The 21,617-nt window shown below is 60.3% G+C and carries 20 protein-coding genes and 1 pseudogene; 10 read left to right on the top strand and 11 right to left on the bottom strand.

All coding sequences use genetic code 11. The features are described from left to right. Nucleotides 1-70: 70 nt before the first annotated feature. The 6 genes from pdxH (at nt 71) to ubiT (ending at nt 5,172) form a co-directional block, all read left to right on the top strand. A complete protein-coding gene (gene pdxH / locus ACQ4OB_RS07580; RefSeq protein WP_430955399.1) occupies nt 71-718 on the top strand; it encodes a pyridoxamine 5'-phosphate oxidase in 648 nt (215 codons plus the stop codon). 230 nt (nt 719-948) lie between these two features. Next, nucleotides 949-1,503, top strand: a complete 555-nt coding sequence (gene moaB / locus ACQ4OB_RS07575) for a molybdenum cofactor biosynthesis protein B (protein WP_430955398.1) — start codon at nt 949-951, stop codon at nt 1,501-1,503. After that, the gene (locus ACQ4OB_RS07570; RefSeq protein ID WP_430955397.1) at nt 1,500-2,735 is read left to right on the top strand and encodes a molybdopterin molybdotransferase MoeA; all 1,236 of its coding nucleotides are present in this window, start codon (nt 1,500-1,502) and stop codon (nt 2,733-2,735) included. Before moaB ends, ACQ4OB_RS07570 begins: the two co-directional genes overlap by 4 nt. Nucleotides 2,736-2,811: 76 nt before the next feature. Further along, on the top strand, nt 2,812-3,807 hold the full coding sequence (ubiU, locus tag ACQ4OB_RS07565) for a ubiquinone anaerobic biosynthesis protein UbiU (protein ID WP_074876078.1): 996 nt from the start codon (nt 2,812-2,814) through the stop codon (nt 3,805-3,807). 10 nt (nt 3,808-3,817) lie between these two features. Next, nucleotides 3,818-4,708: a U32 family peptidase gene (locus ACQ4OB_RS07560; protein WP_430955396.1), complete on the top strand. Its 891-nt coding sequence runs from the start codon at nt 3,818-3,820 to the stop codon at nt 4,706-4,708. Then, on the top strand, nt 4,702-5,172 hold the full coding sequence (gene ubiT / locus ACQ4OB_RS07555; RefSeq protein WP_074876082.1) for a ubiquinone anaerobic biosynthesis accessory factor UbiT: 471 nt from the start codon (nt 4,702-4,704) through the stop codon (nt 5,170-5,172). The genes ACQ4OB_RS07560 and ubiT overlap by 7 nt, the downstream gene beginning before the upstream one ends. A 22-nt stretch (nt 5,173-5,194) precedes the next feature. Here ubiT and ilvD read toward each other — a convergent pair whose 3' ends face one another. Then, nucleotides 5,195-6,877 carry a dihydroxy-acid dehydratase gene (gene ilvD / locus ACQ4OB_RS07550; RefSeq protein WP_102615414.1) on the bottom strand — a complete coding sequence of 561 codons (1,683 nt, stop codon included), beginning with the start codon at nt 6,875-6,877 and terminating at the stop codon, nt 5,195-5,197. A gap of 376 nt (nt 6,878-7,253) precedes the next feature. Between ilvD and mqo the strand changes: the two genes are divergently transcribed. After that, nucleotides 7,254-8,900 (top strand): malate dehydrogenase (quinone), encoded by a 1,647-nt coding sequence (gene mqo, locus ACQ4OB_RS07545; protein WP_102615415.1) that lies wholly within the window; start codon nt 7,254-7,256, stop codon nt 8,898-8,900. Between the two features lie 74 nt (nt 8,901-8,974). Here the strand turns inward: mqo and ACQ4OB_RS07540 are convergent, their stop codons facing one another. Beyond that, on the bottom strand, nt 8,975-9,511 hold the full coding sequence (locus ACQ4OB_RS07540; protein WP_074876087.1) for a DUF2867 domain-containing protein: 537 nt from the start codon (nt 9,509-9,511) through the stop codon (nt 8,975-8,977). Between the two features lie 60 nt (nt 9,512-9,571). Further along, nucleotides 9,572-10,192, bottom strand: coding sequence for a DJ-1/PfpI family protein (locus ACQ4OB_RS07535; RefSeq protein WP_430955395.1), 621 nt, complete (start codon nt 10,190-10,192; stop codon nt 9,572-9,574). 125 nt (nt 10,193-10,317) lie between these two features. Here ACQ4OB_RS07535 and ACQ4OB_RS07530 point away from each other — a divergent pair, with 125 nt between their 5' ends. Continuing rightward, complete coding sequence (locus ACQ4OB_RS07530) at nt 10,318-10,872, top strand: TetR/AcrR family transcriptional regulator (protein ID WP_430955394.1); 555 nt, start codon at nt 10,318-10,320, stop codon at nt 10,870-10,872. Nucleotides 10,873-10,922: 50 nt separating this feature from the next. On the opposite strand, the gene ACQ4OB_RS07525 is transcribed toward ACQ4OB_RS07530, so the two are convergent. The 3 genes from ACQ4OB_RS07525 to ACQ4OB_RS07515 all read right to left on the bottom strand — a co-directional run bounded on the left by ACQ4OB_RS07525 (nt 10,923) and on the right by ACQ4OB_RS07515 (nt 12,647). Further along, entirely contained in the window at nt 10,923-11,198 is a 276-nt protein-coding gene (locus ACQ4OB_RS07525; RefSeq protein ID WP_430955393.1) for a hypothetical protein, read from the bottom strand. Between the two features lie 167 nt (nt 11,199-11,365). Next, the gene (gene dapF, locus ACQ4OB_RS07520; protein WP_430955392.1) at nt 11,366-12,184 is read right to left on the bottom strand and encodes a diaminopimelate epimerase; all 819 of its coding nucleotides are present in this window, start codon (nt 12,182-12,184) and stop codon (nt 11,366-11,368) included. Nucleotides 12,185-12,440: 256 nt separating this feature from the next. Continuing rightward, entirely contained in the window at nt 12,441-12,647 is a 207-nt protein-coding gene (locus tag ACQ4OB_RS07515) for a hypothetical protein (protein ID WP_309475426.1), read from the bottom strand. Nucleotides 12,648-12,816: 169 nt separating this feature from the next. Here ACQ4OB_RS07515 and ACQ4OB_RS07510 point away from each other — a divergent pair, with 169 nt between their 5' ends. Both ACQ4OB_RS07510 and ACQ4OB_RS07505 read left to right on the top strand, forming a co-directional pair. Further along, nucleotides 12,817-13,044: a PLD nuclease N-terminal domain-containing protein gene (locus tag ACQ4OB_RS07510; protein ID WP_430955391.1), complete on the top strand. Its 228-nt coding sequence runs from the start codon at nt 12,817-12,819 to the stop codon at nt 13,042-13,044. 63 nt (nt 13,045-13,107) lie between these two features. Continuing rightward, nucleotides 13,108-13,257 (top strand): hypothetical protein, encoded by a 150-nt coding sequence (locus tag ACQ4OB_RS07505; RefSeq protein WP_162842858.1) that lies wholly within the window; start codon nt 13,108-13,110, stop codon nt 13,255-13,257. 317 nt (nt 13,258-13,574) lie between these two features. On the opposite strand, the pseudogene ACQ4OB_RS07500 reads toward ACQ4OB_RS07505, so the two are convergent. The 5 genes and pseudogenes from ACQ4OB_RS07500 to ACQ4OB_RS07480 all read right to left on the bottom strand — a co-directional run. Further along, nucleotides 13,575-13,725 (bottom strand): annotated as a pseudogene (locus tag ACQ4OB_RS07500) (saccharopine dehydrogenase NADP-binding domain-containing protein); the annotation flags it as partial. Nucleotides 13,726-13,852: 127 nt separating this feature from the next. Then, entirely contained in the window at nt 13,853-14,716 is an 864-nt protein-coding gene (locus ACQ4OB_RS07495; protein WP_430955390.1) for a hypothetical protein, read from the bottom strand. Nucleotides 14,717-14,727: 11 nt separating this feature from the next. Further along, on the bottom strand, nt 14,728-17,268 hold the full coding sequence (locus ACQ4OB_RS07490) for an NfrA family protein (RefSeq protein ID WP_430955389.1): 2,541 nt from the start codon (nt 17,266-17,268) through the stop codon (nt 14,728-14,730). After that, entirely contained in the window at nt 17,265-19,379 is a 2,115-nt protein-coding gene (locus ACQ4OB_RS07485) for a glycosyl transferase family protein (RefSeq protein ID WP_430955388.1), read from the bottom strand. The genes ACQ4OB_RS07490 and ACQ4OB_RS07485 overlap by 4 nt, the downstream gene beginning before the upstream one ends. A gap of 12 nt (nt 19,380-19,391) precedes the next feature. After that, entirely contained in the window at nt 19,392-21,605 is a 2,214-nt protein-coding gene (locus ACQ4OB_RS07480; protein ID WP_430955387.1) for a hypothetical protein, read from the bottom strand. Between the last annotated feature and the right edge of the window lie 12 nt (nt 21,606-21,617).

The raw sequence follows: 21,617 nt of genomic DNA, 5'->3' as shown, positions 1-21,617 counted from the left end.
TTGATGGTGGTCAAGGTGGTCTTGCGCTGTGCATTGCACACTGGGCAGAACCTTTTTGGAGATCACCGTCATGCCCCTTTCCCTGGCCCAGATGCGCCGTAACTACACCCTTTTTGGCCTGCAAGACGACTCGGCGCTGGACGACCCGATGGCGATGTTCCGGCAATGGCTGCAACTGGCCCGCGACACCGAGCGCGCGCCTGTCGAAGCCAACAGCATGGTGTTGGCGACGGTCGACAGTGAAGGGCGCCCGCACTGCCGGGTCCTGCTGCTCAAGGGCTTGAGCGATGAAGGCTTCACCTTTTTCGGCAATTACCAGAGCGACAAGGGCCAGCAACTGGCTGCCAACCCGCATGCGGCGATGACCTTTTTCTGGCCGGGGCTGGAGCGTCAGGTGCGTATCGAAGGCCAGGTCTCCAGGCTCGACCCAATGCTGTCGGATGCGTACTTCGATTCCCGCTCGCAGGACAGTCGCCTGGGCGCCTGGGCTTCGCCGCAAAGCCGGCCTTTGGCCAATCGGGCCGAGCTCGAATCGCTGTTGCTCCAAACCATCCAGCGCTTTGCCGGCAAGACCGTGCCGCGGCCCGAACATTGGGGCGGCTACTGCTTGCGCCCTGAGCGTCTGGAATTCTGGCAGGGCCGTGCCGACCGCTTGCATGACCGCCTCGATTACCGGTTGCGCGATGGTGTTTGGCAGCGCAACCGACTGGCGCCCTGATAGCGATGGGAGACAGTGTGGGAGCGAGCCTGCTCGCAATAGCGGTGTGTCAGTCACCATTGATGTTGCCTGACACACCGCTATCGCGAGCAGGCTCGCTCCCACAGGTTTTTGTGTGCCCGACACATTCTGCTTATGTCCCTGTCGAGGTACCTCCTTGGAGGAATAGGCTCACCGGGAATTCCGGTTCAGGCTTTGTCCCATACCCTCATTTACGGGAAGGCTTGGATATGGCCCATCTGGCGCAACGCACGTTTGAACCCCTGAACATCGCCGTGCTGACCATCAGCGATACGCGCACCTTTGACACCGACACCTCGGGGCAGACCCTGACGGATTTGCTGCAAACGGCCGGGCATGTATTGATCGACCGTGACCTGGTCAAGGACGACATTTATCAGATCCGCGCCAAGGTCTCTCACTGGATCGCCGACCCTCAGGTTCAAGTGATACTGATGACCGGCGGCACCGGTTTCACCGCGCGCGACAACACACCGCAAGCGGTCTTGCCGTTACTGGACAAACGCGTGGAAGGCTTCGGTGAGCTGTTCCGTCAGGTGTCCCTGGCGGAAATCGGCATGTCCAGTCTGCAGTCACGGGCACTGGCCGGGATGAGCAACGGCGTGCTGGTGTGCTGCGTTCCGGGTTCGCCCGGTGCGTGTCGAACTGCCTGGAACCAGATCCTGCTCGAACAATTGGACAGCCGCACCGGCCCGTGCAATTTCGCCCCGCATTTGAAGCCGCAAGCGCAGCGGGTCATCGACGCCTGCGAGACACGCTCATGACTGGCCGGGTGTGCGACCTCGGCCAACTGATGCCGGTAGACGAGGCCATCAGCCATCTGCTGGAGCAGGCACCGCCGCCGCCCCTGGCGCAAAAGATCGGTCTGGATCAAGCCTTGGGTCGGGTGCTGGCGGCGGACATTCATTCCCCCGTCAACCTGCCGGCCTGGGACAACAGCGCCATGGACGGTTACGCCCTCAGAGCCGCTGACCTGCCACCGGACGGCGGCTATTTGGCGATTGGCGGACGAATTGCGGCGGGCGATCAGGCGAAATCCCCCTTGCTCGCACAGCAGGCGGTACAGATTTTCACCGGCGCGCCATTACCGCCGGGTGCCGACACGGTGGTGCCGCAGGAGCGCTGCCGGATCGATGGCGAGCGCGTCTGGTTCCCGTCCGTAAGCGTTGGCGATCACGTGCGCAAGGAAGGGGAGGAGGTTCGCCGGGGAGACCTGTTGCTCCAGGCCGGTAAACGCCTGCGCGCGCAAGAAGTGGGGTTGCTGGCCGGCGCGGGCATTGCGCGGGTCGAGGTTTATCGACCGCTGCAGGTGTGCCTGCTCAGCAGTGGCAATGAACTGCGTGAGCCCGGCGACTCATTGGCGCCGGGGCAGATTTACAACAGCAACCGCTACTGTCTCGCGGCGTTGTTGAGTGGCTGGGGTGTCGAGGTACATGACTATGGCGTCATGGCCGATGAGTTGGCGGCCAGCCGGCATGCCTTGAGCCTGGCGTCCTCGGAATGCGACTTGTTGTTGAGTTCCGGCGGCGTCTCGGTCGGTGAGGAAGATCACCTCAAGCAGGCCATCGAGGAACTCGGCAGCCTGGATTTCTGGCGGCTGGCGATTCAGCCGGGCAAACCGCTGGCCTTCGGCGAAGTGGCCGGCAAACCCTGGATCGGCATGCCGGGCAATCCTTCGGCGGCGCTGATTACCGCGTTGGTGGTGGTGCGACCGTTCCTGCTCAGGGCCCAGGGCGTGAAAGACGTGTTGCCGCTGCCAATGGCCGTGCCCGCCGGGTTCGACTGGTTGCAGCGCAACAAGCGTCGGCAGTACCTGCGGGCTCGACTGACGCCGGGTGCTGACGGCCAGTTGCGCGTGGAGCTGCACCCTCAGCAAAGTTCGGCGATGTTGAGCGCCGCGTGTTGGGCCGATGGGCTGGCGGTGATCGAGTGCGAGCAGCAAGTGCTCAAGCACGACAACGTGATGTTCCTGTCCTTCGCCGACCTGATGCATTGATCGCAATTGATTGCCGTCAAGGCCGCGCCTGCCGGTCTCGCTAGACTGGCAGCGCGTTTTTCCATGAGGATCACCCATGCAACTGGTCTGCCCGGCAGGGAACCTGCCTGCGCTAAAAGCGGCGGTGCGCGAAGGCGCCGATGCCGTGTATGTCGGTTTTCGCGATGACACCAATGCCCGGCACTTCGCGGGGCTGAACATGGACGACAAACAGTTCGACGCGGCGGTCGCCCACATCCGCCAGCATCAACGCAAACTCTACGTCGCGGTCAACACCTACCCGCAACCCAAGGGCTGGGAACGCTGGCAACGGGCGGTCGATCGCGCCGCCGATTTCGGTGTGGATGCGTTGATCGCCGCCGACCCCGGAGTACTCAACTACGCCAGCCAGCGCCATCCGCAACTGGCGCTGCACCTGTCAGTCCAGGGTTCGGCGACCCATGCTGCGGCGCTGGAATTTTACGCGCAACGCTACGGCATTCGACGTGCGGTGCTGCCGCGGGTGTTGTCCTTGGCGCAAGTGCGCCAGGTCGCCGCGAGCAGCCCGGTGCCCATCGAAGTGTTTGGCTTCGGCAGCTTGTGCATCATGGCCGAAGGGCGTTGCCATCTGTCGTCCTACATCACCGGCGAGTCGCCGAACCTGTGCGGCGTCTGCTCACCGGCCAAAGCGGTGCGCTGGAGCGACGACGCCGAAGGCTTGAGCGCGCGGCTCAGTGAAGTGCTGATCGACCGTTACACCCCCGAAGAACCCGCCGGTTACCCGACCCTGTGCAAGGGCCGTTTCCTGGTCGGCGGCAAACGCTTTCATGCGCTGGAAGAACCTACCAGCCTCGACACCCTGGACTTGCTGCCGGAATTGACGGCCATCGGCGTCGAGGCGGTCAAAATCGAAGGCCGGCAACGCAGCCCGGCCTATGTCGAACAAGTCACCCGCGTCTGGCGTGCGGCACTGGATGCCCATCGTGGCTCGCCGGGCAGTTTTCGGGTCAAGGAGGAATGGCGCAAGGTGCTGGCCGGTTTGTCCGAAGGCAGCCAGACCACCCTGGGTGCTTACCATCGATCATGGCAATGAGGGAGGCGACATGAAACTCAGCCTTGGACCGGTCCTGTTTTATTGGGATAAAGAGCAACTCAGCAACTTTTACGCCGAAATGTCGGCCTTGCCGCTGGACGTGATCTACCTGGGCGAAACCGTGTGTTCGAAACGCCGGGCCTTTTCGCTGGATCAATGGCTAGGGCTGGGGCGCGAGTTGCAGGAATGCAGCCAGGCGCAGTTGGTGATCTCCAGCCTGACGCTGATCGAAGCGGCGTCCGAACTGTCCAGCCTGCGGCGGCTGTGCGACAACGGCCAATTGCTGGTGGAGGCCAACGACATGGGCGCGGTGCAGTTTCTGGCCGGGCGCAAATTGCCGTTCGTGGGTGGTCCGGCGCTGAATGTGTACAACGGTCATACCCTCGCGCAACTGCTGGACTGCGGGATGACCCGGTGGGTGCCGCCGGTGGAATGCTCCGCGGCGCTGATTGGCGATGTGCTCGAGCAAGTGCGCGAACTGGGCCGTGAGGTGCCGGAAGTCGAGATCTTTGCCTATGGGCATTTGCCGTTGGCCTATTCCGCTCGCTGCTTCACCGCACGGGCGGAAAACCTGCCCAAGGACGACTGCCGGTTTTGCTGCCTCAACTACCCCGATGGCTTGCCGCTGACCAGTCAGGAAGGGCAGGCGTTGTTCACCATCAACGGTATTCAAACGATGTCAGCGGAGGTGACCAATCTGCTGGCGGATTACTCCGGGCTGGTGGCCTGTGGCGCCGATCTGTTGCGTCTGAGCCCCCGCGCTCAGGGCATGGCCGAGGTGATCGCGGCCTATCAACGGGTTCGTCTGGGCGAGACACCGCCGTTGTTCGTCGACGGTTGCAACGGTTACTGGCATGGCCAGGCCGGTATGTTGCGTGTCGAGGAGGTTGGCCTGTGTTGAATCGAAAGAAATGGCTGCTGAAAGGCGCCGACCGGTTGTTGCCGTTGGTGCGCCGGGTGCCTTTTGCCGTGCAGCGCCTGGCGTTGCAACAGGCGCTCAATCGCTGCCTCGCCGGGCCGTTACGCGATGGCGAGTTTGAGGTTTTGCGCGGGCGTTGGTTGTGCTTGCGGATCCCGGACCTGGGGTTGTCGTGGTTCCTGACGTTGACTCGTGACGGGTTGCGAATTGCCGAACACGCCACGGCGCATGTGACGATCAGCGGTAACTGGCGCGAGTTTTTATTGCTGGCGAGCCGTCAGGAAGATCCGGACACGTTGTTCTTTCGCCGGCGTTTGGTGATTGAGGGCGATACGGAGTTGGGGTTGGCATTGAAGAACCTGATCGACAGCCTTGACCCTGATGTTCTGCCGGTTTGGTTGTGGCGCAATCTGGAGCGGGCCGGGAAGGGACTGGCGGCAGGGTAACCGCCAGGCCATTCCTGAACACCTAGAGGTATTTGTCCGTTACGGCGCCTTCCGAGGCGCTGGACACGGTCTTCGCGTATTTGGCCAGCACACCGCGTTTGTACTTGGGTTCCGGGCGCACCCAGCGGGTTTTGCGCTCGGCCAGTTCGGCGTCTGAAACATCGACCGTAATCTGCCGTGTTTCGGCGTCGATGGTGATCTTGTCGCCGTCTTCAATCAGCGCGATCGGCCCGCCGTCAAAGGCTTCGGGCGTGATATGGCCCACCACGAACCCGTGTGAACCGCCGGAGAAACGACCGTCGGTGATGAGCGCAACGTCCTTGCCCAGTCCCTTGCCCATGACCGCTGACGTCGGCGAAAGCATTTCGCGCATGCCGGGCCCGCCCTTGGGGCCTTCGTAGCGGATCACGATCACATCGCCGGCCTTGACTTCACCGTTGAGGATGCCGGCCAGCGCACCTTCCTCTCCGTGGTAGACCCGCGCCGTGCCTTCAAAGCGCAGGCCTTCCTTGCCGGTGATCTTGGCCACGGCGCCGGTTGGCGAAAGGTTGCCGCGCAACACCACCAAATGGGAGTCTTTTTTGATCGGTTGGTCGAAGGGCAGGATCACGTCCTGGCCTGCGGGGTAATCGGGCACGTTTTCCAGGTTTTCGGCCAGGGTTTTGCCGGTGACCGTCAGTGCATCGCCATGCAGCATGCCGGCGGCGAGCATGCGCTTCATCAGCGGCTGGATGCCGCCGATGGCCACCAGTTCGCTCATCATGTATTGGCCGCTGGGACGCAGATCGGCCACCACCGGTGACACCTTGCCCAGCTCGACGAAATCATCCAGCGTCAGCTCGACATCCACGGCATGCGCCATCGCCAGAAGGTGCAGCACGGCATTGGTCGAGCCGGCGAGGGCGATCACCACTCGAATGGCATTTTCAAACGCCTTGCGGGTCATGATGTCCCGCGGTTTGATGTCTCGCTTGAGCAGCTCCATGACCTGCTGGCCAGCGCGGAAACTGTCCGACGCCTTGTCGCTGCCAACGGCGTCCTGAGAGCTGGAACCGGGCAGGCTCATGCCCAGCGCCTCAATCGCGGACGCCATGGTGTTGGCCGTGTACATGCCGCCGCAGGAGCCGGGGCCCGGAATCGCCACTTCCTCGATGTGCTTGACTTGAATCTCGCTGATATCGCCCCGCGCGTGCTGACCCACGGCCTCGAACACGGAGATGATATCGGTGTGGCCGGCGCCCGGCCGGATGGTGCCGCCATAGACGAAGATGGAAGGGCGATTCAGCCGCGCCATACCGATCAGGCACCCCGGCATGTTCTTGTCACATCCGCCCACGGTGACCAGGCCGTCAAAGCCTTCGCAGCCGGCCACGACTTCAATGGAATCGGCGATCACTTCACGCGATACCAGCGAATATTTCATGCCCTCGGTGCCGTTGGCGATGCCGTCGGAAATGGTGATGGTGTTGAAAATGACGCCCTTGGCCCCAGCGGCATTCGCGCCTTTTTCGGCTTCAATGGCCAGCTTGTCGATGTGCATGTTGCAGGGCGTGACCATCGCCCAGGTCGAGGCGATGCCGATCTGCGGTTTCTTGAAATCTTCGTCCGTGAAACCCACGGCCCGCAGCATCGCGCGGCCGGGCGTGCGTTCTACGCCGTCGACCACTTGGGAGGAATATTTGCGCAGATCAACCTTGTCGCTCATGACATCTCCTCACCGGCTCATCGAGAAAAGCACGATGAGTATAGTGGCCGGGGCAGACTATCAAGTCGGGAACAGACGCGCGGGTTTGCCGTGTCGTGATATTCTTCGCCCCAACTTGCTTTGACCTATTCAGTTTGCGTGTCCTTGAGACGCGCCAACAGAATCACTGTCGCTCAAGTAGCTGAAGCCAATAACGATAAGAAGTCAGTTCAGTAGGGACATATAAACTGAGGTCGATGGAGACACGTCGGCCTTGTGTGCCCACCCTCCAATCCTTGTGGGAGCGCAACCCACTGCATGCTGCCTGCATGCCGTGAACCGGGGCCTCAAGCATGGGGATGGAAGGGCGGATGGCGTTTTATCAAAGGTGCTACACATGTTTAAAAAAATGAACACGGCCCTGCTGGGGCTGGCTTTGTCGATGGGGATCACGTCCGTTCACGCGGAAGAGGCAAAGAAAGTCGATGTGCTGCTCATCGGCGGCGGCATCATGAGCGCGACCCTCGGTGTCTGGCTCAATGAGCTGGAACCTGGCACTTCGATGGAAATGATCGAGCGCCTCGACGGCGTCGCCCTGGAAAGCTCCAATGGCTGGAACAACGCCGGTACCGGTCACTCCGCCCTGGCCGAGTTGAACTACACCCCGGAAGACGATAAAGGCAACGTTCAGATCCCGAAAGCCGTTGAAATCAACGAAGCCTTCCAGATCTCCCGTCAGTTCTGGGCCTGGCAGGTTCAGCAAGGCGTGCTGAAGAATCCGCGTTCGTTCATCAACTCCACGCCGCACATGAGCTTCGTGTGGGGCGATGACAACATCAAGTTCCTGAAAAAGCGCTACGAAGCCCTGCAAGCGAGCCCGCTGTTCGCTGGCATGCAGTATTCCGAAGACCCGGCTGTGATCAAGAAGTGGGTTCCGCTGATGATGGAAGGGCGTGACCCGAACCAGAAAGTCGCGGCCACCTGGTCTCCTATCGGGACCGACGTCAACTTCGGCGAGATCACCCGCCAGTTCGTTGCGCACCTGCAAACCACGCCAAAGTTCGACTTGAAACTGTCTAGCGAAGTGCAAGACATCACCAAGAACGAAGACGGCACCTGGCGCGTCAGCTACAAAAACCTCAAAGACGGCAGCAAAACCGAAACCGACGCCAAGTTCGTGTTCATCGGCGCGGGCGGCGGTGCACTGCACCTACTGCAGAAGTCCGGCATTCCTGAAGCCAAGGAATACGCAGGCTTCCCGGTAGGCGGCTCGTTCCTCGTGACCGAGAACCCGACCCTGGCCGAGCAACACCTGGCCAAGGCCTACGGCAAAGCCTCTGTTGGCGCACCGCCAATGTCGGTTCCGCACCTGGACACCCGTGTCCTGGACGGCAAGCGCGTCATCCTGTTTGGCCCATTCGCGACTTTCAGCACCAAGTTCCTGAAAGAAGGCTCGTACCTGGACCTGCTGACCACTACCACCACGCACAACGTGTGGCCAATGACCAAGGTCGGCATCAAGGAGTACCCGCTGGTCGAGTACCTTGCTGGCCAACTGATGCTGTCTGATGAAGACCGCCTCAACGCCCTGAAAGAATACTTCCCGAACGCCAAAGCCGAAGACTGGCGCCTGTGGCAAGCCGGCCAACGCGTGCAGATCATCAAGCGTGATGAAGCCGCCGGTGGCGTGCTGAAGCTGGGTACCGAGATCGTTGCCTCGCAAGACGGCACCATCGCTGGTCTGCTGGGCGCATCGCCGGGTGCATCGACTGCCGCACCGATCATGCTGACCGTGCTGCAGAAGGTGTTCAAGGACAAGGTTGCATCGCCTGCCTGGCAGGAAAAGCTGCACCAGATCGTGCCGAGCTATGGCACTCAGTTGAATGGCAACCCTGCGAAAGTGGCTGAAGAGTGGGCTTACACCGCCAAGGTGTTGCAGCTGACTCCGCCGCCGGCGATTGGTCAGATGGCGGCTCCGGCGGCTGCTCCGGCTGCTCCGGCCAAGGCGCCGAAGGCTAATGCTGCGACGGATATGGCTCTGTAACTAGAGGCCTGATCAAAAGCCCACTGAACCGGTGACGGTCAGTGGGCTTTTTTGTGCGTGATGGGTCAGCGCTCTCAGCCTTGGGGGCAGGTAGCCAGTGGCCAACCAATTCGCGCTGCACGAAGGAGACTGGCCTTAACAACCATGCGGTGAAAGGGGGCAATAACAAAGATGTAGGCCCGGCCTAAGCGGTTGTGGCAGTGGACCACGGTTGAAAAAACGAGTTGGCGACTGCCTTCTGGCTCTGCCTCTCCAGAACACAGGATCGATATCCGGAAGTCGAGGTGCTTGTCATCCTCTCCCAACACGATTTCAGTGTGGTTCGTGCTGTAGACCTTGAAGATTCCAACCCGATTGGCAAGTGATGCCAACTGTCTGGCTGTCTTGAGACCAAAACAGGCAACGATAGTGTCCCGGACTTTCATGAGCCATCCGATCCAGGATGGCTGGTGGGAAAGGATGAATCGAGCAAGCAAATCTGGATTGCCGGATGTGCCCGCAGGCAGCCGAATCGCAAAAGCGTCCGCCAGGTTCATCGACTTGTAAAGGTGGGTGATGCCGGACCTCGAGGGGACTGGCACGGACTTAATGAGCTCAAATTCTCGGGGCATCGGTGATCTCTCCTGAGTTCCAACTACTGATTGGACGACATGCCATGTCGCGTTTCCTGCTTAGGCTGTCCGGCACGAGGCACCAACTTCTCCTTGTCGGATACTGAGTCCGATCAAAGCATCATAGAGCGCTTGCTGCCCAGTTGGCAGAACAGGGAGCAACGTCGCCCGGCGCTTGTCGGCATCGAACCAGGATTCAACCAGCCATCCCACCAGATAGAGCGCCGAAAGGCATCCGCCAGCGGTTGCAACGTTTCCCTGGCATACAAGAGGCTGATTCACGGACTCAAGTCCCAGAGCTTGTAATCCCGATCGTGCATCCGGGTGTGTAGTGGCTTGGCCGTTGAGCAGCCCAAGCCGCTCGAGAATGAACGCTCCGGCGCATATGGAGCCGATTCGCTGGCGCCTGGAGTCAAGTTCAAACGACGGCAGGAAATCCGGGGCGGCAAGTGCAGCGGGTATCCCTTCCTTGCCGCTGACGAACAATACCGCGTCAGCACTATTGGCCTCGGAAAGCGGACCGTGCACCGAAACAGGCAAGCCGTGCGCCGATCGCACGATAGCGTTGGAACCCAATATTCGGACGTGCCAGTCCTCAGTGTTACGGCCTAAGATGTCCCACATCAGGAACAGGTCGATATCAGTGAATTGGTCGAAAGCAACCAGAACGATTTTTTTCAAGGCGAGCTCCATGAAAAGTGCGGCGTGCAAAACGCAACGGCCATCTTTGCTGGTGTTCGCAGCGTATCAATCGGTTGCGCACCATACACAGTCTGTATGGCGCTAAATATGGAGCGAAAAAACTGGTGAGCACACTAACTCGTAACCATTGGATCGCGGCTGGTTTTGAGGCCCTCGACCAAATAGGGCATGTTGGCGTTTCGGCCGAGAGCCTATCGCGCCGATTGAATGTGACCCGCGGATCGTTCTATCACCATTTCCGCAATCGCGAAGACTTTGTCCGCACCTTGCTGGCCGCTTGGGAAGAAGACTACACGGAGCGCATGCTCGCTTTTGCGGCGCAGGGTCGTAGTGCGGGCGAAACCTTGAAACGCTACTTGAATATTGCCGCTGAGAAACAACCTGGGCGGGAAGTTGCCATCCGAGCCTGGTCGCTGCACGATCCGTTGGTAGGCGAGTTTCAGCAGCGTGTGGATACAAGACGTCTGGACTTCGCGATACGAACTTGCCGCCGCTTGGTCCATCTGCCAGGCGAAGCAGAAGTGATCGGGCTTGTGGCCCATATGTGCCTGATTGGTGGTCAACAGGCAGGGCTGCGGCGCGATGCCGCTCGCTTCAACAGTTTCATGCATCGAGCCTTTTCTCTTTTCGAAGGGGCTCTTCCACCGTGGCGGGCCTGACGCGCGCTGTAACAATAGCGATTAATGGAGACTTCGCATCCGTCATAACGCTACTGCGTTGGTTTTTGCTCAATGTCCTCCGAATCGCTAGAGGTGGCCGCATCTTTTTCCATCGCTTCCGGGTCGGCGCCGGAGTTTGAACCCGAAGCTTCCTCACCTTTTTTGTCGGCCTTTTCCTCTTTGGATTCAGTGCCCTGGGTCTGATTGATTCCGGGGAGCGCGGCAGGTGGCACAGCAGCATCTTCAGTGACCTTTTCGGTCGCAAGTGAGAAAAGCGGGCAGGCGAACAGGCCCGCGATAGTGATTGCAGCAATTGTCCTGTTCATCAGATGAGCCTGCCGTGTGAGGGGATGTACAGCGTTGGAAAAAGCGGGAAAGGGAAGGTGCTAAGAAGCTGACAAGCGGTGGCGTTTTTTGAGTTCGTAGTTCCAGAAATGGCCAAAGCAGCGCTTTCAGTTGTCATGATCAGCTCCTCCGAATCACGATAAAGCAGCTATAAAACGTGCAATAAACCATCCATGAATACTCCCGAAAAAGTCGCCTCGACCGGTCCGATGAGAAACACAGGTCCCACGCCATCCCATTGAACCGTTACGGTTCCGCCATCACATTCAACCTCCACGGAGTTATCTAACAAGCCACGACGAATTCCGTTAACAGCGGCACCACAAGAGCAGGAACCTGAACCGAGCGGAATGCCACCCCAGCGCTCCCAAATGCGCAACCGAATGTGTTTTCGGTCGATGATCTGGACGAAATGCACGTTCGTCCTGAGTGGAAACAGGGGGTTGGTTTCAATTGTCGGGCCGATGGTCGCTATATCGATGGCTGTTAGATCCTCCACGAAATAGGTGCAGTGCGGATTTCCCATGCTGCAAGCTGTTGGGTCACCGGTAAGTGGCAAAACAGCAGTGTCCAGTTCCAGAGCCAGGGGAATATCCGACCAGCTGAAAAGCGGCTCTCCCATGTTGACGGAAGTTGCGCCGGTTGAAGTTCGTTCGCAAGTGAGTAGACCACGGTTGGTTCGGAGCGCTATCGAAGTGCTGTTCGATTCGCGCATCAGCATATGCGCGACGCCCCGCGTGGCACTGCCACAAACATCCAGTGTGGAGCCATCAGCATTCCAAAACATCAAACGCGCATCGGCATCATCGCAATCGAGCACCACCGCAAGTTGATTGAATCCGACGCCTCGGTTGCGATCACCCATTCGCCGAGCGAGGGCACTTGTCATTGGGTTGGCCGCGTTTCGTGAGTCCACTACAACGAAGTCATCGCCATTGGCGTGCATTTTTTGAAAACTCAGCGGCATACAAAGATCCTGGCGCAATTGATGTTTAAAGGCGATCCAGCCCCAACTCGGTGTTCTGATCCGTATTTTCCTGCGCTATCTGCATCTGTAACGCACACAGCCGCCGCCTCACAATAACGGCACGCTCCGCACTCGCAGCGAACGCTGCACCGCAAACTCATAATGTAGGAGGCCCAATGGGCAAGATGGCGATTTTCCTGGGTGGATTTCTGGTGTTGACCATTCTGATTGGTGCCCTGGCCACGATCTCTCCGGCTTAGTCCTTCCGGCGATCAAACGTCTTCACGCCAACGCCGGCGCAAAGTGCAGCACGACCATGCGCACCAGGTGATGGGTCAGGACGGTTACTGGCGATCAACGCAGTGGCGAGTATTGAACCAAGCAACAGGCCATGGGGGAGACCGGCATATTGCAGCGCGGTGCCGACGCCGCTGGCGATCAGCAAACACAGTAGGGTTTTCAAATGAGTCTTCCTTGATTCCTGTTGAACCCAACGCTTGCATCCGGGCCACGCACGTTGTCCCACCTAACGGTCTGAAGCGTCAAGTGACATCCCTTTCGAGGCAAAACCTGGGTTGAACCCCTGTCTTCGGCTGAGACCTAATCAGTAGTAATCGCAGGAGGGCAAAACCATGTCTGAAGCTATCAGCTATTTTTCAATCGCTGTCGCGGTGTTCATTCTGCTCGTTGACCTTTGGGCCATCATCAGTGTGTTTCGCAGCGACAAAACGGTGGGGGTGAAAGCGGCTTGGGCTATCGGCCTCATCCTCTTTCCAGTGATTGGATTGATCGTTTGGGGTGTTGCAGGGCCGCGCGGAATCAAGGAAGGGCCAACCTCGCAGGAACACAGCAAAGGATAAAACCTTGTCCGTTTGTCGACAGCGTTGAAGGTTTTTTGAAATTTACCAAAGCAGGAGACAGCCATGAAAAAACTATACGTGTGCCTTACCCTCGGCAGCCTGTTTCTGCTGCAGGGTTGCTTCGATAGCTCAAAAAATACAACCAAGCAAAATACCGACGGCACCAAATCATCGGTGCAGATGCAAGAAGGTAAGGCTGAACAGAGCAAGTAATGCCCCAGGACGATGAAGGAGAGACGTTCAAATACGATTTGGAGCAGCGGGATCTATTGCGACCGGGGCGATGACGGCTTCAGGCGATTATCTCAATCGAGGTGGTAGCGCTCCAGATCACGCGCCAGGAACAATTCGCGTGCCGCTGACATTTCTATTCCGGGTAAGGGACACCCGCTGAAGTGCCAGGAAAAATGAGATCCATGACCGACCCTTCATCGTCGAAACCGATCTTGAAGTTCTTTCATGCATTCACCAGCCGGCTCGAAAATTGCGAAATTGCCAAGGGTCGTCCGGCTGATGCTGTGCTCCGGAAACTCATGGCTGCCCCAGCCAAGTTCAGCGGGCTGGCATGCCTCCGGGGATGAAGCCTTCCACTGACCATGTGTTTACGAACTCTCCGATTTCTTTACGGCGATCAGTACACTGAGAATCGTATTCGGCGATATGAATGACTTTCACTCCAAGGTCATAGGCTTGGTCGCCGTGTTGTGCTCATGATTAAATCTCCGCATTCAATCTTCGCGCGAGACATTTAGCGCTGTTTAAAGTGCGACAATTTCTGGATGTTTCGGTGCCATTGAGGCGATGGGTATTAGCGCACCAGTTGCTCCACCAACTCATCGGTCACGTAGTGCGGTCCGTCGAACAGGTAGAGCGGGTAACCGTCATAGGCCGCCAATTGGGTCTTGAGCTCGGCGGCCGTGGCGGAGCGGAAGCCGCCACCGAAACTCGGGCGGAAGGCTTCGACGATGATGCGCACACGTTTTTCACCCAGACGTTGGCGCAAGGCGTCGGCGTAGGTTCTGGCGATCGGCGCGCTGCGGGCGTAGACACCGACGCCGTCCTGGAAGAACACGCCGATGTCATCCGGCAGCCAGCGTTTGAGCCATTCGGCCGTGGCGACCGGGCCGATATTGGCGCCGTCATAAACACTGATCCATAACGGTCGCGGTAATTTGGCCAGCAGGGCGGGCAGCTCTTTGGCACGGGTCCAGCTCGGGTCGACTTCGACGGGGAAATACCAGCCGGTGACGTTTAACGGCGTGGGCAGTTTGGCGATGCGTTCCGAGACAGCAGCCAGTTGCTCGATGTTGTCCCGTGAACGGTTTTCGCTGAAATAACCCGCCAGCCCAAGGATGACATCCTGCGCCCAGGGCGCCTTGGCGATGCGCGCCCAATCGGGTAGCACCGGCACGTCGGGCAAGCCGGTACCGGGAATGAAGGCCTGATCGTCGACCACAGTCCACTGCACCAGCAACTCACGAGCCCCGAGTTTTTCCCAGTGCCCGTTGATGCCGACGGTCTGGTTGTCCGGCTGCCAGACGATGCCGACAATCCCCGGTTCGACAGCCTGGGTGCGCGTCACGTAGAGCACGCCGGTCGTTGCGGCAAGCGTGACGGCAAACAGGAGCGCAGCAACAGCCGCGCGACTGACGTTGTAGTTAAAGACTTTCACGGCAGGGCCTTTCAATAGGAATAAGTCAGGCGCCCGAACACGCCTTGAGCGCGATCGTCACCCAGCACCTTCACGCGATACTGCAAGGAAAAATCCACGTAGGAGCGGGGAGCGTTGTAGGCATCCTCGCGGAACCAGTAGCGAACGTTATTACCGACACCCACGCCACCGGCCTTGCCGGATGATGAGTCGGTGCTGCCATCGGCATCGGTCCCACTGTTCATTTTGGAGTCGTAGTCGAACGCCGCCACGACATGCGGGAAACTCACCCAGCGCGAGCCTGCTCCACCAATCGCGTAGCTGCGACCCACCTGCCATTCGCTGTTGAAATAGTCTCGCGAGTCGTTGATGTAGTGCCCGGCCTCGGCGAACAACTGCGAGGTCCACCAGCTGGAGGCATCGACCCGCAGATCGGTGCCGATGCTTGAACCGTAGCCCAGGCGCACCAGCCAATCACCGTCAATGTCCGACGATCCCAACGGGAACGTGCGTTCGACCGCGGCCATCACATTCAGCGAGGTGAACGGTTTGACCCGTACGCCGACAGCGCCTTGCAGCGCATCGAAACCAGTATCCGAGTCGCCGTTCTTGCTCCACAGCGTGTCGGTGACGCGTCCGTAGAGTTCGACAAAACGGGCGTTGCGATAGCCCAAGGGACGCCAGGACAGTTCGGTGCTGTTCTGCAAGCTGTCATTGCTACTGCCGCCGCTGGGGGCTGAACTCAGGCCACTGCTGGAATTGTTGCCGCGATAACTGGTGGTGCTGGTCAAGCCCCAGGCGCGCGAAACATCGGCCACTGCGCGGCGGGTATCGAACAACTGCTGCGCCGACATGTCCCGTTCGCCGGAGGCTTGTGCGTCGATGACACGCTTGAAGTAGCTGACGGCTTGCTCGTCGTCATTGACCCGCATTGCGGTATACGCCGCGTCCTGCGTTGCCGTCGGCGTGAGCCGGTTATCGGCATCGGCGTTGCGGAACGACGTGTGGGCGCCGTCGTCATCACCCGCCTGGACGGACAGGTAGGCGATCTGCAGATCGCTCATCGATTCCAGTTCGCCCGTTGCCCGTGCTTGCTGCAATCGCTCGCGCGCAGTTCGGCGCTGACCGATCGCCGCATACAGGCTGGCCTCCTCATAAGCGGGCAGGCTGCCCAGTGCCAAGGCCTGGGTAAAGTCCTTGCGAGCCCCGGCATCGTCCCCCGATTGCTGACGCAGACGACCACGCTGGGCCAACAGTTGCGCGTCATCGGCATTGAGCTTGAGGCCGTCGTTGGCTGCGGTGATGGCTTCGGGGAAGCGTTTCTGCTCACTCAGGGCGCTGACCAACAGACGTCGGTAGGCCGGATTTTCCGGTGCGCGATCAATGGCTACCTTCGCCAGGGCAACTGCCGTCTCGGGGGCCTTGCGGGCCAACGCCGCGTAGGCCTGGGAGGCCATGTCGGTTCCCCCGTCGCGCCGGTTGCCCGGCCAGATATTGCAGACCAGGCCGAAGGCACTTTCCTGACAGTTCAATGCGGGTGCCGGAAAGAGGGCGACAGCGTTCAAGCCGTTGTTTTTCTGCCGCAACGCCATTCGCGCGGCAGTCCGTCGGCGGGCCAGTTCGCCGCTGTCATCGTCGGTCAGTGGCTGCAAATGATCGAGCGCCTGCTGCGGCTCGCCATGGGCCAACGCGGTGTCGGCGGCGAAAAACCGAATGTGGCGGGTTTCCGCTTTCGGCAGGCCATCGACGGCCAGCGCGTGATTCAGGTCAGCCTGGGCTAACCGGGTTTTGCCCTGGCGGTCGAGGGCGTAGCTGCGCAAAATCCACGGCGCAATGTCCCCATCGTTCTGTGCCAATGCAGCCGACGCAGCCTGTTCGGCGCCGTGGTAATCCTTGCCAGCCAGCAGCGCACTGATCAGCAGTTGCTGATTGGCACTGATCTCGGGCGCCCAGGCGACGGCTTTCCTGGCCTGGTCAACGGCCAAGGTCACATTGCCTTGCTCCAGGGCGTGATACCCCTGTACCGCCAGCGGCGCCGCCAGTTGACGACGAATCGCTTCACGGCGCAGCAGCAAAGTCTCGTCGTCCGGGAACATCGCCAGTGCCTGGGTGGTGGCCTGATCCGCTTCTTGCAGATGCTGTTGACGCTGCAAGGACTCGATTAGCAGCAGCCGATAATCCATGCGTTTCGGCGCCTGGGCGACAGCGCTGCGTGCCGCCTGGGCAGCCGCGCCGAAGTCATCGCGATCATAGGCCTTGAACGCCTTTGCCGCGGCGCCGAAGCCCGGGGCTTGGCGCGACTGTGGGTAGCGTTTGGGATGATCCCGCAGATCCTTGTCGCGCTGGGCCAAGGTAATCAGCGTGTTCAAACGGGTGATATCGGCCCGCTGACGCAACGCCTCGCGGGCCTTGGCAATGGCCAGGTCGTAGTCTTTGCGTTCGTAAGCGCTATAGGCCTCGTTGGCCGTGACATAGGCCGGGCCGGTCAACGGCAATGGCAGCGTCTCGGCAGGCGCAACGGCGGGTATCAGGCACAGTCCCGTGGCCATTAGGGTCAGGAAGGGACGGTTCATGCCGGAAGTTCCTCAGGGTAGTGGCTGTGCTGACGGGCCACGGCCTTTTCGATGGTGGAGCGGGGCAACACGCCGCTGTCGACCAGATAGTCGCCGATGCGTCCGTGATGCTGTGGGCGGTACTGCAACATGGCGCGACTGAACACGTCGCGATCCAGTAGCCCCATTTCGATCAGCAGGTCACCCAACAGTGGCGCTCGCGCATCCGGCACCGATTGGCCTTCACGCACGTTCTGTTGACGCAACTGCGCGACGATTTCGCTTTCCCGGGCAATCAGTTGCAGCGGCTCGGTGCCCAGTTCATCGCTGATCTGTTGCAGGCCTTCAGCCGTCAGTGGACTGGCCACCGCGACTTGCGCGCGGCCGTCGGCATTCAAGCCAAGCGGCACTACGCGCCAGCGCAGGGCGAATTCATCGTCCAGGGCCTGGGTGGAATCCTGAGCCATGGCCGCCACATTGAACACGCGCGGCAGGTCGTTCTGAAAGGCAATGGCTTCAGCCAGTGTCTCGTCATCCAGCCAGCCGTTACTGAGCAATATCCGCCCCAATGGCATGTGCCGGGTTTTCTGTTCGGCGAGGGCGCTTTGCAGGTCGGTTTCGTTGATCGCCTGCCACGACAGCAATACGCTGCCCAATTTGCGCGGTGCGAAGGCAACCAGGTCGGTGGACGGGAAGTCGTGCATGGTCTTGTCCCACACCAGCTTGCGGTTCAGCACCTTGCCGACCAGGAACATGCGCCAGGCCCGTGAGGCGGCCATGAAGTTGACAAAGTTGCCCACGACCATCCGCGGAATGGACAGCAAACCATGCTGCCAGCCGTACAGCACGGTGGTGAAATAGCAGCGGTGTGCGATGCGCCAGGCCAGCGCGATACCGTTGGCCAGCAGCAAGTATTTGATCACGCCACTGGTTTCAAACGGGGTCGGGAAGCTCACATCCCACAGGCCACTCTGGCGCAGGATAATCAGGCCCAGCAACTGCAAGAGAATCACGTAGGCGATGATGCTGACGAACGCCGTCACTATGCCTTTGCGGTCACGGAACAGCAGGTATCGATTGGCCAGTGAGCCGCTCCAGCCCATTTGCTCCCAGCCTTGCAGGCCAATGCCCAGTGTCCAGCGGGCTTTCTGGCGAAACGCAGTGCGAAAGGTGTCGGGAAAGAATTCGCGAACGCACAACGGCATCTTCAGGGTCGATTCGTAAGGCTTGCGAAACCATGATTTGCGCAGCACGCGAAACTGCACCGGGAAGCGTACGAAGATTGCGTTCATGCCCACGTTGGCCAGGCGTGCGCCGACGTCATAGTCCTCGGTGAGGCTGTCCGTGTTGAACGGCTGGTTCTGGGTTTCCCCGGCCAGTACTCGCAAGGCACGATGGGAGAAACAGGTACCGACTCCGGCCGATGGCACCGTGTCGGTCATGCTTTCACGCACCACCAGATCCTTGCCATGCCATTCGGCGAATTCGTCCATGTAAGTGCCGGCCACCCATTCGTACCAGTTGCGCTCCAGCGAAACCACGGGCAACTGGATCATGTCCTTGCGCGGCAGCAAGTAGTTGAACAGGCGCAACTCCAGCGGGTGCAGCACGTCCTCGCTGTCGTGCAACACGACGCCAGCGAAGGTCATGCCGTGGGTTTTTTCGTGCAGGAAGATGGCCTGGATCACCCAGTTCAGGCAGTCGGCCTTGCAGGTTGGCCCGGCATGCGGGACTTCCACGCGATGCAGCTGCTTGTAACGCCGACGCATGCGTTCCACTTCATCGATGGTGCGCTGGTCGTTGATGTAGGTGCCGACGAAGACCACATAGTTCTGGTAATCGAGGGTCGAGACCATGTTTTCGATCATCGGGGCGATGACGTCATATTCCAGCCAGGCCGGGACCATGATTGCCAGAGGCTGTTCATCCCGGGCCATCAACTGTTCGGCGGTCAGCGGCCGGTACCTGCGGTCCGCAGTGAACTTGCGGAACAGGCGGCGAGACCAGTACCACAGGTCAATAAACAGGTCGTCCAGGCTGGAAATCAGGATCAGCACCGCGACCACGATGGTCGCGATCTCCAGGAAGCTGTAGTAGTGGGCCAGCCAATAGGGCCAATAGAGCGACGTCATCGAGGGCTTCCGTTACTGGCGATTGCGACGGGCGTTACGGCCAGCCAGCATCAGGATGAGGACCAACAGGATTCCACCCGGAATCAGCCACAACAGCGACGGCGTGCGCCAGGCGTCCAGGCTCTTGGGTTCGTCGTTGTCGATCAGTTGGCTGCCACTTGGATCCTTGGCATCGAAGGTGGACAGCACGCCGTTATCACCGAGGATGGCCACGTCGCCGCGGGTCAGCAGAATCTGCCTGGCGAAGCGGGGCGCGTCGTTGCCCAGGGCGTGATAGACCAGACCGTGCTGGCCGCCAGCATCCACCACTTGCAGCGAGGCCAGATGATTGAGGGGATGGACGTCCAGCAGCACCTGATCCTTGTGATTGATGCGCAGGCGACCCTGCTCATCGACCTGCACCGACTCTTTGCTGTCCTTGATCGGCAGCTCGAACGCCAGGAAGGCTTTGTCCGGCGTGGCCGAAACCTTGGAGTCGGCGCTGACGCTCAAGTGCGCACGCAACGGTGAAACGCCGGTGGCATCAGCGACCGAAATCACTTGCGGCAAACTGCTCGCCGGTTGCTCAAGGTAGGCCTGCGGCACGAGGATTTGCGCGTCCATGGCAAAGCGCGCAGCCATGCCGGAGAAGTCATCATCCAACGCGGTTTTTTCCAGCACGATGTGGCTGGTCGGCAGCACTGAGACCGGGAAGGCCTGTGGTGTTTCCAGGCAACGGTCGCTGACCGGCTGACGCTGGAAAGAGACGCGCAGCACGTTTTTCGAACCCAGGGCGTACCGCGGGATTCGCGCTTCGATGCGTTGCTTCTCACCGTCGGCCACCAGCTGTTGCGCGCCGATCAGGTAATCGTTGAGAAACAGCGAGGCCACCGGCGCGGTATCCGAGGCGCCAGGGGCGGCAGACACATCGATCACGGCCTTCACCGGCAAACGACCGTCGTAGGCGACGCTGCCCAGCGGGAACGAGGTGCTCCAGTCGGATTTGGCCAGCACGTCAATGGCGCCGGCGTTTCCACCCAGGCGCGACAAGGCCACGCGGCCGTCGGCGCTCAAGGGCATTTGTGCTTCGCTGACGGTCAATTGGCGGCTGCGTGCCAATGTGTTCCAGGCTGAACTGAACAAGGCCAGCGCCTTGCCGGTCGCTTGTGGCGCGATCATCAGCACCGGGCGGGTGCCCAGCAATGCGAGGCGCACGTTGTCCGTGCCGGTGGCGGCCAGGCCTGCATTGATATGCCGCTCACGCCATTGCGTAAAGGCGCGGGCTGCCGTTGCGTCCAGGCCTTGAACCTGGCTCTGCAACGCGTCCAGGGATTGGTTGACGGCTTTGAGCAGTTGCGGATCGTTGACGGCCAGATCCGCCTGGACGTTCGGCGTCTGTCCCAACATCAACAGGGCGCCGATTTCTGCCGGGTTCGCCAGAACGTGCGGGCCTTTAACGTTGAGGCTGGCGAAGGCTGGAATCATTTGCAGTTCGGCCGGAATGCGCAGGCCGGTCAGGTCAACGCTGTCCTGCACGGCGGGGAAGGGCAGGATGCGGCTGTGTTTGCCGATCCGTTCCAGTGCCACACCGAGGCGCCAGGCCGCGTCGTAGCTTTCGGCGGACAAGGTGCCCGGCGCGACCATGATCCCCGGCTTGCCGGGCAATGCCGTCCAGGCGGCACCGACGTCCTGCAACTGGCTGGCGTCGTAGCTGTAAGTGAGGCGGGTGTCCGGTTCGATGCGCAACACGTTGCCGATGGCGCGTTCGTCTTCGCACAGCACACGGGACACGATTGACGACCAGGCAACCCCGAGGCGCAACGAGCCGTTTTCTCGCGCTTTCTTATCCACGCCGAGCGTGACGCTGGCGTCGCCCTGGGGTTCGCTGAGCCCTTGCGCGCGCACCGGATAACCGTCCAGCGACAACAGCAGCGTGTTGCGGCCGCCTTCGCCATTGAGGTAGCTGGCGTCGAAATTCAGGGTGGCATCCGTCAGCGGCACACCCGCCGGTACCGGCAGATACAGTTCGCGGCGGGCATCGGTCGAACCGAGGATGATGGGAGCGTCGATCCCCAGATCGCTCAAGCGGACCTCACGCTCCTGGCGCGTGTCGGCATTGAGCCGGTTGATCGCCTGGGTGAGCGGGCTGTCCGCGGCCAGAGCAAAGGTCGGCATGAGTGCGAGCAGACTCACGCCACAGGCAAGGGCGCTGAGCGCACCCGTATGGATGGCAACGGAAGACTTCATTCAGGTAGATCT

The sequence above is a fragment of the Pseudomonas sp. ES4 genome (assembly GCF_050586665.1).
Taxonomy (GTDB): domain Bacteria; phylum Pseudomonadota; class Gammaproteobacteria; order Pseudomonadales; family Pseudomonadaceae; genus Aquipseudomonas; species Aquipseudomonas frederiksbergensis.
This window is presented reverse-complemented; position numbering and strand designations above follow the sequence as displayed.